Raw genomic sequence first — 14,750 nt, forward strand, 5'->3', positions numbered from 1 at the left:
CGTGGCAGAAGTCCCCGACGAGCAAGACGCATCACTCTCGCTCCATGGGTTGTCCGTCTGCGTGGTGGCCTGCCACTACGCACCCGAGACCACCGGAAGCGCTCCGTACAACACCGCTCTGGTGGAAGCGCTGAGCAGCGCGGGCGCGGATGTGGACCTGATCACCGGAGTTCCGCACTACCCGCAGTGGGCAATTCAGGATCCCCGCTACCGTCGCGGCATCACATGGCGAGAAAAGATGGGCAACGTACGGGTACGACGCGTCCGGCATGCGGTGCCCGCCGCTCCGAATCTCGTCGGCCGAGCCCGGATGGAACTGAGCTTCGCTACCCTGGCTGCCCCGTTGGTGCGCGCCTCGCGGGCGGACGTCGTCATCACCGTCACCCCGCTCCTCGGTGCCATGCTCGCCGCATCCCTCGGTCATCGAGGACGGCCCCTGGGAGTGGTGGTTCACGACCTGAGCGGAAACGCAGCTGCCCAATCCGGTACCACCGGCGGCACTGCTGGGCGCATGGTCGGATCCGTCGAGTACCGACTGGCCCGACGCGCGGATTCGATCGGCGTCATCACCCCACGATTCCGAGACGTACTGACGGAGAACGGCGTCGACGCAGCAAAGATCGTGGACCTACCGATCTTCACGCACATCTCGGGATCGACCGAGACGACGCACGAAGCCCGCGCGCGGCTCGGCTGGGCCGACACCGACAACCGCGTCGTGGTGCACACCGGCAACATGGGCATGAAGCAGGGACTCGAATCGGTGGTCGACGCCGCTCGGTTGGCGCACGAACAATCGATGCCGATCACCTACGTGATGGTGGGTGACGGTAATCAGCGTCGCCAACTCGTCTCTGCTGCAGGCGAACTCCCGACCATGAAATTCGTCGACCCCGTCGACGAGGACACGTACCCCAGTGTGCTCGCCGCTGCCGACGTGCTGCTGCTCAACGAGCGCCCAGGCGTCAAGGAGATGTCGCTGCCCAGCAAGCTGACGTCCTACGTCGCCGCCTCGCGGCCGATCGTGGCCGCAACCGAACCCGGTGGCATCTCACACTCGGTACTCGACGAACACTCCTCTGCGCTGTTCGCCACTCCGGGCGACCCAGCGTCCCTCAACCGCGCGGTGATGACCCTGGACGGCAACCAGACCGAGGTGGATCGACTGATCCGTGCAGCAAGGGATCTGGGCAACGCGCGCTACAGTGAATCCGCCGGCCGCGAGGGGTTCCGGCACTTCGCACACAACCTGGCCCGCCGCGATCGTGAAGGAAGTCGATGACACTGCGAGCGAAACTCGGCCTACTGTTCGGTGAGTTCCGTCCGACCGTGCTGCGCACCGCACCGATGATTGCGCGCCGCAAGCCGATTCTGGTGGGACGCAACTTTCGCGTCCGAGGCGCGGGAAACATCACCGTCCGCAACGGCCTTCTCGCCCTGGGCATCAACAACTACGGCTTCGCCGACAACAGAATGGCCGGATCGCTCCGAGTGCGTGGCCGCTTCGAGGTGGACGGCTCCGTGGCCATCACTTCCGGAAACCGATGGGACATTGGGCCGGGGGCAACGATGACCATGAGCGGACCGACCACCGTCTCTCCGATGTCCGTGGTGGTTGCGACCACCGAGATCACCGTCGGAAGCGAAGGAATGATCGGGTGGGACGTGCACCTGATCGACGACGACTTCCACCCGACGCGGTCTTCTCCCGACGCCCCGTTCCGGCACGCCGACAAGGGCATTCACATCGGCAACCACGTGTGGATCGGGTCGAGGGCCACCGTTCTCGCGGGAACGCGAATAGCCGACGGCTGCATCGTGGCCGCGGGTGCCGTGGTGCGCGGTCACTTCGACGAACCCGACTGCTTGATCGGCGGTGTGCCCGCGAAAGTGGTGCGCAGGGGTGTCGCCTGGACCGATCCGGCCTTCGGTTACACCGAGACCGACCCCGACGTCTCGGCCTGATCGAGCTCCACCGGGTCTCGTCGCTTGACCAATCGCGGAACGAACGCAAAATCCGGTACGATCTGAGTGACCAATACCGCTGCAGCAGCGACGAACACCACTCCGACGGCCCCGTACTCCGGAGCCACGAAGATACCGCCGACCACGCTGATCAGACCCATTCCCATGATGCAGAACGCCTGAAACCGCATCTCCGTCGGCGTCGTGAGCAACACACCCGCGGGAAGGTGGATGCACTGCACCACCAGTAGGCAGCCGAACGCCACCGCCAGCCACGTTCCGGTCTTCACCTCGCCACTGGAGAGGATGTTTGTCGCGAAGGGGCCGAGCAGCGAGATGAACACGGCCGCAACGATGGACACCCCGAAAAACACCAGCACGATCTTGATCCACATCTTGATGGTGCCCGCCTGATCACCGCGCCGTTTGACGAACACCGGCCAATAGGCCATGCCTGCCGTGGAGAACACCGACCATCCCAGTGCGTACACCTGAGCCATCAGTGCGTATCTCGAAAGTTCCTCGGGCGTGGACAGGTGCGAGAGAATCACTCGATGGGACTGCAGGCCGAGAGGCAACCCCACACTGGCGATCAGCATCCACAGGGAACCCGCCAGCAACTTCACCTGCGCCATCTCCTGCACGGGCGGCGCGAACACCACCGTTCCCAAGCCGGACATTCGCAGGGCCACAATCGTTCCCACGATGTTGCCGAGGAGCGCACCGAGAACACCGGGAATGGCGAAGAAGATTCCCTCTGCGCCGACGAGCATCAACCCGACGGTGATCAGCAAACCGAACACCGTATTCGACATCAGCACCAACACCGCGAGCTGATTCTTGTTGATGCCGATGAGGATTCGGATGCCCAGCCCCGTCGGCAGACTCAGCGCGAACAGGCTGGCCGCCAGGGTGATCACCCAACGATCGTCGGGTCCGGTGGTGAGACCGATGACCGCTCCCCATTTGTCGAAGATCATGATCAGCACGAACGCCACGATCAGACCAGCGGCGATCATCGCCAGCACCCGGTAGGCACGCTGAATCGTTCCCACCGTGACCGGGTCCTCGGACAATTTGCCGGCTCGCGAGCTCGCATTGGTCACCACGGCTCCGATACCGAGATCCGCGAACGGGAAGAGCAGGCTCATCGTGGCGATCAGAGACACGACACCGAAGATCGACTCACCGGTCTCGCGCACGATGATCGCGGTGTTCAGCAGCCCCAGCAGCGCCATGATCGGCGTCCCGAGAACACGAAAGACCGTCCCCCACAGAACGGCCTTCTGCTCCTGGGAGGACAGTCCACCCGCCGGTGCCGCGGTGTCCACCAGCTCGTTGGGTGCCACGTCCTGGACCGCGGCCGGGTGGGATTTGGAAAACCCCTTCTGCCCACGGTCGACGCGGTGCCTACCCGCCATTCGCCGGTGCCCTCCCCAACATCGCGCGGACTCTTTCGCGACCGTGGAACGCCACCCGAACCACCAGTTCGATCACCTTCGACTTCAGGCGGGACCGTCGACGCGTGCCGTACGGGTAGTGGTCCAGCATGTCCCAGGCCCGCCGAAGATCAGCGAAGCTCTCCTTGATGGGCCGGACCGTGCCGGCACCCGTGGTGTCGAAATCGCACACGACGCGATCGAACGTGACCGGAGGCTTGGTCAGTGCCGCTCGCATCAGATACAGCTGATCGGCTGCCAATCCGAACTCTTCGTCGTACGGCCCCAGCTGTTCGGCGAAATCGGCACCCACGAACGAACCTTGATGCGGGATGGGCGCTTTGCCGATGGTGAAGTTGTGTAGGTCGAAGGGCATGAAGCCCCACTCACCGAGGTCGATGCCGTCGGCACCAACGCGTCGTACCTTGGCGTAGCCCCATTTATCCCGGGGATCCGACAGATTCTCCACGATGTACTCGAGCGCACCGGGGTCGGAGAAGCAGTCACCGGAGTGCATGAGCCAGACGATGTCGCCGGTGGTCTGCGCTATGCCCCGGTTCATCGCGTCGTACCGTCCATTGTCGCGCTCGGACCGCCAATACTGCAGGCCTGCGCCGATCGACTCGAGGTATTGCTCCACCTCCGCGCCGGACCCACCGTCGAGAATCACATGCTCGATGGGTACCGAACACTGTTGGGCCCGAACACTGTCGACAGTCTTCTTCAGCCCGTCCAGGTCACGGAAGCTGATCGTGACCACGGATATCTTCTCGATCTTCGACGACATGCCTATCTCATCTCTTCGTCAGATGCTGGGCGATTCCCATGGCCTTCATCAACACCAATCGCACCGTGCTCACGAGAGCAAACCCCCAGGCCCACTTCCCGGGCCGTCCGTAGCGCACACCTGCGACGAGGGACCTGATCACCCCACGCATCGACCGACCACTGACAGCAGAAGACAGCGGACTCGTCAGGAAATAGTCTCCTCTGCTCCGTTTGTCCGAGGACGCCAGATACTCCTTGCCCCACTGGATGTAGGCCACGCTCTGATCGGAATCGGTTCGAGACAGCGACGCAGACGTCATGTCGTACTGCACCAACACCTCGGCCGATTGCACGATCGGGACGTCGGGAAAGCGTCGACGCACATCGATCAGCCAGGACGGGTCGTCGTGCACGGAACCGAGAGGCAGGTCCATCGGAACCGCCTCGGCTATCTCACGGGGGAACAGCAACGTGGACGTTTGCGCACTCGCTCCACCGAACCTGAGCGAGTGGAAGCGAACCAGGTACTGATCCACGGGCTGGTGCATGCCGATCAACCGAACCGGCCACTCCGAGCCGCCCTCGGCAGTGATTGCACGGACGCGACTGGATGCGATCCACAACTGTGAATCCGTTGGTAGCGAGGACATTTGGACTTCGAGCTTATTCGGCAACCACACGTCGTCGTCGTCGAGCAGACCGATGACGGCACCGGTGCTCTTGTCGATTCCCGACTGACGCGCCCTGCTGGCCCCTGCGCCGCCGCCGGTGTGGATCACCGTCACTCGATCGTCCTCTGGAACAACGGGTTCGGCATCGGAGTCGACCACCACGATCACCTCGGACACCGGATAGGTCTGCGCGAGTGCAGACCGCACAGCAGCCTCGAGGGAACTGCGGCCGATGGTGGGGATCACCACGCTGACAGAGGGTTTCATGGCAGGGCCACCTCACGGTGCTCGGTCTCGGATGCTCTCGACCGTCGGCTACCGGGTGTAGTCAGGTGCCGGCTGGCGAAGACGGCGGCGAGCAACGCGAACGCCGCGAGCAGGTTGTACGACATCGGGGAGAAGAACAGGTCCCACCCCGCCTGCACCGAAATCTGCACTGCCATCGCACCCCAGATCCCATACCGCGGTGAGCTCCAGATGACGGTGAGTGCCGCGATCACCAGAAACACCGGAAGGACCGCGGCGAACACGCCGCCCTCGGCCCACGAACTGAAGAGAACTGAGTGCAACGACGTGGCACCGTTCGCCAGATGCCAGAAGCCGTAGAACGGCAGGTTGGGGTCGAAGCCGATCGCGATCGCGAATTCCTCACCGCGAGCGAAAACTTCGGTGGTCAGGTTGTCTGCACTGCCCCAGCCGAAGATCGGTTTGTCGAGGATCGCCGCTATCGACAGAGGGGATTCGGTGCGCCCGGCCAAAATCGCAGGCACACCCGTCGAATCCTGCAGTTCGGTCTTGGCTTTCACCGCCTCGCCTGCGATTCCACTCCGCGCGATGGCTGGGATCAGGGTCCCGAGACCCGCACCGACTCCGGCAACGATCAAGAACTGCGTGAACCGCGAGATCTTCTCACGGGCAAGCCATGTCACCAGCAAGATGGCCGCGCTGCCGAGGCAGACCAAGGCATGGGACCGGAAGTTCAGAACCAGGCTGGCCCCGGCCAGCAGCACCAGGAATACCGCCTGAATCTGAACCGGGACCTTCATCCGGACGAGTACGTACAGACCGATCAACGTGACGTACGGAGCGAAAGCGTATTTCCACAGATCCTCGAATGTGGACAAGCTGGCGAAAGGCAGACCTGATGTGAGGAAGTACAGGCAGGAACCGAGTGCGACACCGGCCGCGAGCGAGAACAGCCGCTCGAGATCCCGACCGGCGATGACGGTGATTCCGACGAAGTAGATGGCGAACGATGCCCACTGGATGACGCGTTCGTCGAAGAAACTCAGGTCGTTGAGCTGCGAGGAGACAATGAACCCGGCGAACGCTACGGTCGCCAGCCCGATGATCAGGCGATCACCGCGCGAGGTCGCCGTCAGGAAGAGGGCAGGGGCCACGAGAAGGCAGAGCCCCGAGAAGCCTGTGACGGTGAAGCCCATGACCTGCAGGCCCGACGTCGCACCGAGCAGGATCAGCACACCACTCGAGATGACTCGCTTGCCGAGGGCCCGCCGGGCTTCGAAAGTGAGACCGGTCGTGGCCGGTTTCGGAGAATCGAGTGGTGCCGTCACCACGGTTGCTGTCATCACTCAGTGCCGTCGGCCTCGACCACGTGCAGAGCTTCATGTTGCGGAGCTCCGGTGCCCCGCGCCAGCGAGGCGCGATCCAGACCCACGACGCCGTCGATCGCGACATCGGTGATGGGAATTTGGGTGCGCTCGAACCACTGCCCCGAAATGGGGGCAAGGAACTTGGCAGGAGTTCCGCCGTACACACCGGGCTTGGGATCTGCGAGTGGCTTACCCGTCATGGTGGAATGCGCTGCGAGAACCGAACATTCGGGAACCTTCGCGCCCTTGAGGATCACCACGTTGCTACCGACCGACGTGTGGTGGCCGATCTCGATCCGTCCCACGGTCTGAATCATGTCTCGCATGTTCGGCTCATGGCTCTGCAGCGTGCAGCGCTGGCCTCCCACCGCGCTGTAGGCACCGACCTCGATGGTCCCGGAGCAGTCGAGGTAGGAACGGCTTTCGATCCTGGCCCCGTATCCCAGCGCCAGCGTGCCGGCTTCCGGATCGAGCGCCTGGTAGGCCGGATGGGCGGAGATCCAGTTCCACGAACCGATCCCCGCCTCGTTCTCGAGGTGCAGCAGGGACAGGTTCTTGAACGTGTTGAACGGACCGATGAGCACGTTTTCGCCGAGTTTCGCGCGCCGGACTCCCGAGACCAAGCAGGGTCCGATTTTCGCGGACATCGCGATGTCGTGACCGAACGAGTTCAAGATTCGGTTCTTCAACCGAAGTGGCGGCAACAACCAGATGAAAAGCTGGATCAGGCTCATCGACAGGGCCTTTCGATTGCAATGGGATTGGAAGGTCTGTTCGAGCGAGCGCACGCCGATATTCGGCCGTCACACTGCCCACATTCGGTTCGACTGAAGAGTAGCAATGCAACGACTCCTGGTCTCGGCATCTCAGGTTGCTCACATCCTCCATCGCGGCCCCACTCCGGTACCGTTACAAACGCCTCGATCCGTATGGGCGGACTGGTCGACACGCATCTCATCCTTGCTACCGCTACTCGTGACCTGATTCGCAAAGGACAACCTGCGTGACCGACTCCACTGCATCAGTCAGATCCCTCGGCGCACTGCGCGGGCGCTCGTACGACAAGGGTCGAGGTTTCGTCCATCAAGCCCTGTGGGTGGCCTTCTCGTCTCTGGTGTTCACGAAAGTGTGGTGCCCCAACCGCATTCGCTGCGCCGCGCTGCGCGCCTTCGGGGCCAAGATCGGTACGGGCGTCTTGATCAAGCACGACGTGCGCATCCAGTGGCCATGGAAGCTCGAGATCGCAGACAACACCTGGATCGGCGTGGGGTGCGACCTCTACAACGTCGAGCAGCTCACCATCGGATCGGATGTCTGTGTGTCCCAGCAGGCATTTCTCTGCACCGGCAGCCACGACCACCGTTCGCCGGTGTTCGAGTACGACAACGGCCCGATCGTGATCGAGAACGGCGTCTGGGTGGGAGCACGCGCACTGGTTCTTCGAGGCGTCACCGTGGGTGCCAACTCCGTCATCGGAGCCGCAGCGCTGGTGTCGGCCGACGTTCCTGCATCGTCGTTCGCACTCGCACCGCCGTCGACCATTCGACCGATTCGTCCGCGCTGACGTGCGAATTCTCCACGCGGTCACCTTGTTCAGCCCCGACGGGGCATACGGCGGGCCGGTCCGCGTCGCCCTCAATCAGGCGTCGGCCCTGCAGGACTCGGGTCACGAGGTGACGATCACCGCGGGTGTTCGCGGTTACGATCCGATCCCGACCGAGCAGGAGGGCGTACCTCTCACGCTGAAGAAGGCGCGAAACCTGGTGCCCGGTGTCGGTTTCGCCGGTCTCGCTGCGCCGACATCGCTAACCTGGCTGCGGAAGCATCGTGCCGAGTTCGACGTGGTGCACATCCACCTCGCCCGCGACCTGGTGATGTTGCCGTTCGCGACGGCCGTGCACACCCTGGGCCTGCCGTTCGTCGTCCAATCGCACGGCATGCTCGCACCCAAGTCCAATCCCCTGGCTCCAGCGCTCGATGCCCTGTTCGTCCGACGGCTGCTTCGTAAGGCCCACACTGTGTTCTGTCTCACAGACCAAGAGCGGGAAGGCATTTGCCAGGTGGCCGGTGACGGGGTACGAATCGACATGCTGAACAACGGCGTTCCCGAGTACGAAGCCGTCGAATCGACCGGTACAACACCCGAAATCTTGTATCTGGCCCGACTACACCCACGAAAACGTCCACTCGACTTCGTCGGTGCTGCGAAACAAGTTTTGGACAGCGGACTTTCGGCTCGATTCACTCTGGTCGGACCCGACGAAGGTGAAGCCGAGAAGGTGACGGAATCCATCGCCGGCCGTTCCGAGATCACCTGGGAAGGGCCACTGCCCGGAGGCAAAGGCCCCGATCGCATGCGCCGCGCCGCGATCTACGTACTTCCCTCGGTCAACGAGCCCTACCCAATGTCGGTCCTCGAAGCGATGGCCGTCGGCATCCCCGTCGTGGTGACCGACGAGTGTGGGCTGGCTCCCCTCGTCGCCCGCACGGGCTGCGGAATCGTAACGGTTCCGGGCGAAGGCCCGATTGCAGAAGCGATGAAGACATTGCTGACCGACCCGGCCCTCGCCGCGGCGATGGGCGAACGTGGTCGTGCGGCCGCCAGGAGTGACCTGAGCATGCGGTCGGTGGCAACCAGGTTGACCGACACCTACGCTGCTGCGACGGCCGATCGAGGTCGTCGTGCCTGATCGTCCGAAGACACGGTCGAGCCGATTCCGGTTCGGACGCCCATCGGCGAACGCAGCGGTCGCCGTGGCCCTCATCGCAGCCGTGGCCCTCGTGGTCGCAGCCGTCGTCCGAGACGACGCCTCGCCTCCCACCGTCACCGCCGCCGACACGCCCCTGAAAGTTTCGGTGGTAGGCGACTCGTACAGCAGAGGTCTTCCCGACACGGTCGTATGGCCGACGCTGGCAGCGGAGTCGACTGGATGGTCGGTGAACAACGTCAGCATCTTCAGCGCCGGATACGTCGCCACCGACGGCAACGGCACCTACGCGGACCAGATAGACGCGGCAGTGGCCGACGACCCGGACGTCGTGTTCGTCGTCGGCGGGATCAACGACGTCGGCAAGCCGCCGGAACTGATCATGCAACGCGCGATCGACACCCTGGGCGAACTGGCTCGCCGGGCACCCCGCGCCAAACTCGTGGTCATGGGCCCGATATGGCACGAGATCCCGGTTCCCGAAGCAGCCGCCGTCATCGACGATTCGGTACGCGCTGCCGCGTCGATGCTCCGGTTGCCGTACCTGAGCGTGGTGGGTGAAGATTGGTTGGTTCCGGAAGGAATGATCCAGGAAGACGGAATCCACCCCACCGAGGCCGGTCAACGAGTACTCGCCCAGCAGATCGTCGCGTCCCTCGAGAACACCGGAGTTCCCTTTGTCTGAGCAATCACGGCATTCAGCGGCACCCGGCGCGAAACCACGCCGAATCTCGCCGACCAACGTCCGTCGTGGACGCGTGCTGACCGGTGCAGTGATAGCGCTGGCGATGGTCGTCGTACTCGGGGTTGCCGCGGTGATGCTCGGCCACGACACCGCGGCCTCCGACCCCGGCACTACGGCCACCTCGACCGGGCCCACTGCTGATCGTGGTGCTGCCCGTTCGGCTCTGTTCGTGGGCGACAGCTACACCGTCGGCCCCTCGTCCGTTCCGGACTTCGGCTACCCCTGCCTCACCGCCACCAACCTGGGGTGGAATTGCAATCTCGGCTCCCAGCCAGGAACCGGGTACATCAGCGGCGGACCGGACCACCGGTTGCCGCGCGTTCTGGGCGCACTCGAAGTTGCGTCGTTGAATGCCTCGGAGCGTCTTCCACGTTTGCGTGAGAACTTCGACGCCGACGTCGTGGTGCTCGATGCCGGTCGCAACGACCTCCAGTTCGGCCCGATCTACCTGAGCAACATGTTCCTGTACACCGTGGAACGGGCCCGAGAGACGTGGCCCACCGCTCGAATAGTGGCCATCGCACCGTGGTTCATCGACGATCCCGACGTGGAATTCGATTCCGACGAGGGACCCGCCAGGGTGGGGCCGTACCTCGAGGGCAAGCTCCGGGAGGTGCCGGAGAACAGTGCGGTCACGTTCATCGACCCCGGCTCCCTCGGCTGGTTCGCCGGCGAAGACGTGAGCTCCCTGCTGGCCGATGACGGCATCCACCCGAACCCCGAGGGCCACAAGCGCATTGCCGAGAAGCTCACCGCCGCCCTGATCGCCGACGGATTCGGGCAGCTGCAGTGACGCCCGGCCGGACTCCAGTACTGATCGAACCCGACGGGACCCGATGAACAGCACACTCACCGAGTACTTCCGCATCCTGACCGAGCGTTGGCGTTGGGTTGCCGTGGTGTGCCTCGTCGTGGTCGGTCTGGCAGCGACTTATCTTCTGCTGCAACCGAAGTCCTACCAGTCACAGTCGACGGTCTTCGTCTCGACACCGCGCGACGATTCCGACACGTACTACCGCGGTGACCTGTATGCCAAGGAGCGCCTACCGTCCTATGCGGCGTTGATCCAGAGTCAGGATCTGGCCAGAAGGGTGATCGCCGATCTCCAGTTGGACAGCACGCCGGAAGCGTTGATCGCCAGTACGACGGCCACCCCGGTCCCCGGCACGGTGCTGATCCTGCTCTCGACAGCGGCCGGCTCGCCGTCCTCGGCCCAGGCCATCAACCAGGCCTACCTCGACGAGTTCATGGCCGAAATCGCCTCTCTCGAAGCCATACCCGGGGCCTTGACCCCCAGAGCCGAATTGCTCGTCGTCGAGCCGCCGACCAGCTCCGAACTGCCGGGCGGGTTCCCTCCCACTCTGATCCTCGGTGCCGCAACGGCCGCAGGGCTGATCGCCGGGGCCACTCTGGCGGTGCTCCTGGCCCTCGCCGACTCACGCATCCGCCGGCCGGAGGACGCAATCGAGGCAACCGGTTTGCCACTGTTCGCAGCATTTCCGGCTCAGACGTCGAAGACGACGGGGATCGAACCCGGCCGTCAACTCCGCGACGCGCTGCAGGCGGCGCTCCCGGCAGACCAGAAGCACATCGTGCTGGTGACCGCGCCGGACGTCTCGACCGGATCCACCTCGATCGCACAGCAATTGGCCGATTCGCTTCGGGACTCGGGGGAAAGCGTTGCGTTGATCGATTTCGACGTACGGACGAAGCCCAGCGGCACACCCGACGAATCCGTCGTCTCGGTCGTGGATGTGGTCGAGGACCTGGTGGCACCCGACGACGCCCTGAGCAACAAGGTCGACGGAATCTCCGTCGTTCCCCAGGGACACGCATCGGAGAACGCCGCACGCGTGGTCGATTCACCCCGAGCAGCGCTGCTGATCGAGCGGGCCGCACAGTTGCACGGCTGGGTGATTCTGGACTCCGCCCCCGCCAGCAAGTTCAGTGACGCGCAACGGCTTTCGCACTTCGCCGACGCGCTGGTGATCGTATCCCGAAGCGGGAAGACCAAATTCGAGACACTTCGCGCGACCGCTCAGCAGATCACACTCTCCGGTCAGCAGGTCGCCGGAGTTGTCCTCAACGGTTGTTCCGCGGCAGATATCGATAGCATCGGACGATCCCGCAGCCCCCTCCGATCCACCCCGGTCGATCGATGATCGCTGCCCGCCCAGCACCCGAACCAGCCCCCGAAAACCAAGGAGACCTTCGCTAACAATGGATATCAAAAGGGCGTTTGTAATCCTCCTCGAACGCTGGTGGATCGTCGCGGTCACCCTCGTGATCGGCATCGGCGCAGCGATCGTCGCAACGTTGGTCACTCCGCCGCAGTACACCTCCAATGCGCAGCTCTTCGTCTCGACCACCGGCGGTACCAGCTCCACCGAGTCCTACCAGGGTGATCAGTTCTCTCAGCAGCGCGCAACGTCGTACGCTCAGATCCTGACCAGCGAGATCCTCGGCCAGCGGGTGGCAGATGCGCTGGGACTGAACCTGAGCGGAAATGCGGTGGCAGGCAAGGTCACGGCAACCGTCGTTCCGCAGACGGTGCTACTGGACGTCAGCGTGACCGACTCGTCTGCCGACCGGGCAGCCGAGATCGCGAACACTCTGTCCGACGAGTTCATCGCTTACATCGTGCCGTTGGAGACGCCGACCGGCCAGGACCAGGCCAGGGCCACCGTGACCATCGTCAACGGAGCAGAAGCTGCGTCGAGCCCCACGACACCCAAACTGACGACGTACCTCATCTACGGCGCTACCGGTGGAATCTTGGTCGGCATCCTGCTGGTCATCCTGGTAGCGACGCTCGATCGACGGGTCTCCAAGCGATCCGACGCCGAGTCGCTGACGGGGCTACCGGTTCTCGGCCCGGTCGCACCGGTCACCCGCAGTCCGGAAGGGCGTCGTGCGCAGCTCGACAAATGGTCCAGCCCCGATGCCGAGGCATTTCGCAAGGTTCGCGTCCACCTGCAATCGATACCCACCGGTCCACAGGTGATTCTGGTGACCAGCTCCTCCGCCAAGGAGTCGACCATCGACTTCTCGGTGGATCTGGCTGCGGCACTGGCAGAATCCGATCACCGGACGGTGCTGATCGAGACCGACTCAGCGCATCCCGCGCTGGCCGAGCAATTGAGCCTGCCTGCATCTGCGGGACTGGTAGGGGTGCTGGCAGACACTGCCGACAAGCCGGATGCTCCCGACCAGATCGCAGCACCCACAACAGACCGCTACCTCGACGCAATTCCTGTCGGCGTCGGGTTGGACGCAACACCGATGCTCTCCACCGTCGCAATGCGTGACCTGGTGGAAACGCTCAGAAAGTCCTATTCGTACCTCGTGATCGACGCTCCGCCACTGGCCTCGAGCGGCTCGGCAGCTGTTCTCGCCGGACTGTGCGACGGAACGTTGCTCGTCATCGACACCAAGCTGGCTCGTGATCGCGACGTTGCCGCAGCGGTACGGGAGTTGCAGGGTTCGGACGCTCGTCCGATCGCCGCGGTAATGGCGAGCTCGAGCCGCAAGCGCTAGACGCGTCCCTGTTGCTCGACCAGGTCGAAGAAGACCGAATCGAGCAACAGGAGCGGATCGGTCACGATCAGATCCATTGCCTCTTCGATCTTCGCTCGCTCGAACACGTTGTCGTGGAACGACACCGAGTAGGTGCGTTCCTTACCGACGACACCGCACATCACAGTGATGGCATCGGGAGCCGACGGATCGAGCAGACCTGCGAACTGGCTGCCCTCCCCCTCGCTCCACGGAACCCTGGCCCACGACGGCGGCCGCCCCAGATCCGAGTACATGAGCTTGACCTTCGGATTGCGCAACACCCGGTCCACGGCCGTCCGGTCGGTAGCAGGCTTGACCCGAACAGTCGCCGATACCAATCCCAAAACGGCCAGCGGAAGGCCCGAGGTGTACACGGCATCGAGAACACGTGCCTGAGGCTCGATGGGGCGGGTGCCGGAGATCGCCACATCCAGTCCGACGGCGAAGTTGCCGTTGACAGTGGTCTTCGCGTCGAGATACCTGCGGCAATTGATGGCGATCGTGACGGCAGGCGTCGACTCCAGACCGACGCGTTCCATCGCGCATCGGACCAACCACAGCGCAACGGTGGCCGCACCGGCCGACGGCGCATTCTTCTTCCGCCAAGCGGAGACAGCGGCTTCGGTGGCCGCGGTGGACTGCCTGATCACCACCGAAGGCGACGGGCTCCACGGAACTGTCTCATTGTCTTCCGGTTGACCCGCCTCAGCGAGAGCCTGCTGTTTGAGAGCCTGCATCCCTTTCACCGCACGCCACGCGTCGCGCAGCCTCAGTGGATGCAGGGCGAACCATCGCAGCAACGCCCGCGGAATGACATGGCTCGACTCGGGACCGAGCGACCACACACTCGCGCCGTGAACATCGTTGAGATGCAGGGCCTCCACCAGATCGACGAAAAGCTTTCCATCGCTCAATCCGTGCGCTGTGTCGATGAACAGGTACTCGCCGCAGATGGTGACCTCGAGCGGCAGACGCTCTCCGTCACGGCGACGCACGGCCGCGATGGCCGACTCGAGTTGCCCCGACGTCGAACACGGCTCGACCACCCGGACCGCGTCGGCACCGAGGCATTCCGACACCTCCCAGGTGACCGTTCCGTGCTTCGGCACCAAGCCGATTCGTGTGTGTGTCCCAGAATCCGCGAGACTCTGAAGCGTCGACCTGACAGCATCGGCACTCAACCCTCGAGCCGGGCCGGCAACGCCGATGTAGCGACTGTTGATCATGCACAGGTCCGCACCCGTGACCCTGTAGGTGTTACCAGAATTACGGGACAAGGACGT

General features: G+C 63.8%; 14 protein-coding genes. 8 read left to right on the top strand and 6 right to left on the bottom strand.

The annotated features are described in order from the left end of the window. The first annotated feature begins 1 nt into the window (after position 1). Together AB0362_RS06980 and AB0362_RS06985 are read left to right on the top strand one after the other, a co-directional pair. Entirely contained in the window at positions 2 to 1,282 is a 1,281-nt protein-coding gene (locus AB0362_RS06980; RefSeq protein ID WP_366235284.1) for a glycosyltransferase family 4 protein, read from the top strand. Then, the gene (locus tag AB0362_RS06985; protein ID WP_366235285.1) at positions 1,279 to 1,965 is read left to right on the top strand and encodes an acyltransferase; all 687 of its coding nucleotides are present in this window, start codon (positions 1,279 to 1,281) and stop codon (positions 1,963 to 1,965) included. Before AB0362_RS06980 ends, AB0362_RS06985 begins: the two co-directional genes overlap by 4 nt. Here the strand turns inward: AB0362_RS06985 and AB0362_RS06990 are convergent. Genes AB0362_RS06990 through AB0362_RS07010 form a run of 5 tightly spaced genes read right to left on the bottom strand, consistent with a single transcriptional unit; the run spans position 1,932 to position 7,190 of the window. Next, the gene (locus tag AB0362_RS06990) at positions 1,932 to 3,386 is read right to left on the bottom strand and encodes a hypothetical protein (RefSeq protein WP_366235286.1); all 1,455 of its coding nucleotides are present in this window, start codon (positions 3,384 to 3,386) and stop codon (positions 1,932 to 1,934) included. The two genes, AB0362_RS06985 and AB0362_RS06990, sit on opposite strands and share 34 nt — an antisense overlap. Beyond that, positions 3,376 to 4,191, bottom strand: coding sequence for a glycosyltransferase (locus AB0362_RS06995; RefSeq protein ID WP_366235287.1), 816 nt, complete (start codon positions 4,189 to 4,191; stop codon positions 3,376 to 3,378). Before AB0362_RS06995 ends, AB0362_RS06990 begins: the two co-directional genes overlap by 11 nt. 7 nt (positions 4,192 to 4,198) lie before the next feature. After that, a complete protein-coding gene (locus tag AB0362_RS07000) occupies positions 4,199 to 5,110 on the bottom strand; it encodes a glycosyltransferase family 2 protein (protein ID WP_366235288.1) in 912 nt (303 codons plus the stop codon). Then, positions 5,107 to 6,432: a hypothetical protein gene (locus AB0362_RS07005; protein WP_366235289.1), complete on the bottom strand. Its 1,326-nt coding sequence runs from the start codon at positions 6,430 to 6,432 to the stop codon at positions 5,107 to 5,109. Before AB0362_RS07005 ends, AB0362_RS07000 begins: the two co-directional genes overlap by 4 nt. Then, complete coding sequence (locus tag AB0362_RS07010; protein WP_366235290.1) at positions 6,432 to 7,190, bottom strand: hypothetical protein; 759 nt, start codon at positions 7,188 to 7,190, stop codon at positions 6,432 to 6,434. The genes AB0362_RS07005 and AB0362_RS07010 overlap by 1 nt, the downstream gene beginning before the upstream one ends. Positions 7,191 to 7,459: 269 nt before the next feature. Between AB0362_RS07010 and AB0362_RS07015 the strand changes: the two genes are divergently transcribed. Genes AB0362_RS07015 through AB0362_RS07040 form a run of 6 tightly spaced genes read left to right on the top strand, consistent with a single transcriptional unit; the run spans position 7,460 to position 13,446 of the window. Further along, a complete protein-coding gene (locus AB0362_RS07015; protein WP_094675920.1) occupies positions 7,460 to 8,020 on the top strand; it encodes a colanic acid biosynthesis acetyltransferase in 561 nt (186 codons plus the stop codon). A 1-nt stretch (position 8,021) separates the two neighbouring features. Continuing rightward, entirely contained in the window at positions 8,022 to 9,146 is a 1,125-nt protein-coding gene (locus AB0362_RS07020) for a glycosyltransferase (RefSeq protein WP_366235291.1), read from the top strand. Next, positions 9,139 to 9,849, top strand: coding sequence for an SGNH/GDSL hydrolase family protein (locus AB0362_RS07025; protein WP_366235292.1), 711 nt, complete (start codon positions 9,139 to 9,141; stop codon positions 9,847 to 9,849). Before AB0362_RS07020 ends, AB0362_RS07025 begins: the two co-directional genes overlap by 8 nt. After that, the gene (locus tag AB0362_RS07030) at positions 9,842 to 10,702 is read left to right on the top strand and encodes an SGNH/GDSL hydrolase family protein (protein ID WP_366235293.1); all 861 of its coding nucleotides are present in this window, start codon (positions 9,842 to 9,844) and stop codon (positions 10,700 to 10,702) included. Before AB0362_RS07025 ends, AB0362_RS07030 begins: the two co-directional genes overlap by 8 nt. A 43-nt stretch (positions 10,703 to 10,745) precedes the next feature. Continuing rightward, positions 10,746 to 12,071 (top strand): Wzz/FepE/Etk N-terminal domain-containing protein, encoded by a 1,326-nt coding sequence (locus tag AB0362_RS07035; protein ID WP_366235294.1) that lies wholly within the window; start codon positions 10,746 to 10,748, stop codon positions 12,069 to 12,071. A 58-nt stretch (positions 12,072 to 12,129) separates the two neighbouring features. Further along, on the top strand, positions 12,130 to 13,446 hold the full coding sequence (locus AB0362_RS07040; RefSeq protein ID WP_366235295.1) for a Wzz/FepE/Etk N-terminal domain-containing protein: 1,317 nt from the start codon (positions 12,130 to 12,132) through the stop codon (positions 13,444 to 13,446). Here AB0362_RS07040 and AB0362_RS07045 read toward each other — a convergent pair. Further along, the gene (locus AB0362_RS07045) at positions 13,443 to 14,693 is read right to left on the bottom strand and encodes a hypothetical protein (protein WP_366235296.1); all 1,251 of its coding nucleotides are present in this window, start codon (positions 14,691 to 14,693) and stop codon (positions 13,443 to 13,445) included. The genes AB0362_RS07040 and AB0362_RS07045 overlap by 4 nt on opposite strands. Positions 14,694 to 14,750: the final 57 nt, after the last annotated feature.

Source organism: Rhodococcus sp. NPDC079359 (genome assembly GCF_040702585.1).
In the GTDB taxonomy this organism is placed as follows: Bacteria; Actinomycetota; Actinomycetes; order Mycobacteriales; family Mycobacteriaceae; genus Rhodococcoides.

What these genes read in the sequence shown, in the direction of transcription:
- AB0362_RS06985 (WP_366235285.1), top strand. Translation starts at nt 1,279, where the DNA reads ATGACACTGCGAGCGAAACTCGGCCTACTGTTCGGTGAGTTCCGTCCG.
- AB0362_RS06990 (WP_366235286.1), bottom strand. Translation starts at nt 3,386, where the DNA reads ATGGCGGGTAGGCACCGCGTCGACCGTGGGCAGAAGGGGTTTTCCAAA.
- AB0362_RS06995 (WP_366235287.1), bottom strand. Translation starts at nt 4,191, where the DNA reads ATGTCGTCGAAGATCGAGAAGATATCCGTGGTCACGATCAGCTTCCGT.
- AB0362_RS07000 (WP_366235288.1), bottom strand. Translation starts at nt 5,110, where the DNA reads ATGAAACCCTCTGTCAGCGTGGTGATCCCCACCATCGGCCGCAGTTCC.
- AB0362_RS07005 (WP_366235289.1), bottom strand. Translation starts at nt 6,432, where the DNA reads ATGACAGCAACCGTGGTGACGGCACCACTCGATTCTCCGAAACCGGCC.
- AB0362_RS07010 (WP_366235290.1), bottom strand. Translation starts at nt 7,190, where the DNA reads ATGAGCCTGATCCAGCTTTTCATCTGGTTGTTGCCGCCACTTCGGTTG.
- AB0362_RS07035 (WP_366235294.1), top strand. Translation starts at nt 10,746, where the DNA reads ATGAACAGCACACTCACCGAGTACTTCCGCATCCTGACCGAGCGTTGG.
- AB0362_RS07040 (WP_366235295.1), top strand. Translation starts at nt 12,130, where the DNA reads ATGGATATCAAAAGGGCGTTTGTAATCCTCCTCGAACGCTGGTGGATC.
- AB0362_RS07045 (WP_366235296.1), bottom strand. Translation starts at nt 14,693, where the DNA reads ATGATCAACAGTCGCTACATCGGCGTTGCCGGCCCGGCTCGAGGGTTG.